The 1131-nt window shown below is 51.5% G+C and carries 1 protein-coding gene; it reads left to right on the forward strand.

Annotation, left to right across the window (positions count from 1 at the left end; translation table 11 throughout):
* On the forward strand, positions 1-924 hold a 924-nt coding region (locus tag GRP75_RS27645; protein WP_160790972.1), incomplete at its 5' end, for an MFS transporter.
* Positions 925-1131 lie beyond the last annotated feature (207 nt).

The raw sequence follows: 1131 nt of genomic DNA on the forward strand, positions 1-1131 counted from the left end.
TTATCCGTGCTGGCACTAATCGTGGTTAGCTTTGCTCCTACCCGTACAATACTGCTTATGGGAATGGCAATGATTGGACTGCTGGCTGTAGTCACTCAAACACTCGTGGCTTTCGCCTCTACCTTGGCTAATCCGACTGAACGTGGGCGTATCGTAGGTCTGGTGACCAGTGGAGTCGTTATCGGCATTCTGCTGGCACGAACCGTGGCCGGTGTATTAACTGATCTGGCAGGCTGGCGTTCAGTTTACCTTGTTTCTGCTATACTTACGCTGTTTATGGCTGTAGCTCTGTTGCGGGTGTTGCCAAAGAACGAACCCACAAGTGTGACACTTTCCTATCCGCAACTGCTCCGCTCGGTTATCGTACTGTTCGTGCAAGAACGAATTCTGCGTATTCGTGCTGTCCTTGCGCTGCTCATTTTTACGGCGTTCAGCATATTGTGGACTTCGCTTGTGTTACCTCTCAGTGCCCCGCCTCTATCTCTTTCACATACAGCCATCGGAGCCTTTGGCCTGGCTGGAGTCGCCGGGGCATTAGCAGCAGCACGAGCAGGGCGTCTTGCCGATCAGGGCTTGGGACAACGGACGACGGGTATCGCACTAGTTGTATTGCTGCTATCCTGGTTACCTATCCGCTACACCGAGCATTCTCTGTTCGCTTTAGTTCTTGGCGTAATACTTTTGGATTTGGCCGTACAGGCTGTACATGTCACCAACCAAAGCCTGATTTTCAATGTTCGCCCTGAGGCACGGAGCCGACTTACTGCAGGCTACATGATATTTTATTCCATCGGTAGCGCCACCGGGGCCATTGCTTCCACTCATATGTACATCTATGCCGGATGGAACGGGGTGTGTCTATTAGGAGCTGGTGTCAGTGCTCTGGCTCTCATCTTTTGGGCTGTAACTCGACGTTCAACTTGATGGGGAGGCTGCTATTGATTGAATCAGAAAAACCGCCGGGTCCACGACAATGACCGGCGGTTCTCTTCTGTCACAACAAAATCATCACTTGGTTGCAATATAAATCAAAACAGGTTCATCAGGACTGCCGTACACTTCAAAATCACCTGTGTATGTCCGCTCCCCTTGTCCCGTGGCAGCCCACTCCCAGATCGTCTGCCATACACG

The sequence above is a fragment of the Paenibacillus sp. OT2-17 genome (genome assembly GCF_009827695.1).
Lineage (GTDB): Bacteria > Bacillota > Bacilli > Paenibacillales > Paenibacillaceae > Paenibacillus > Paenibacillus polymyxa_B.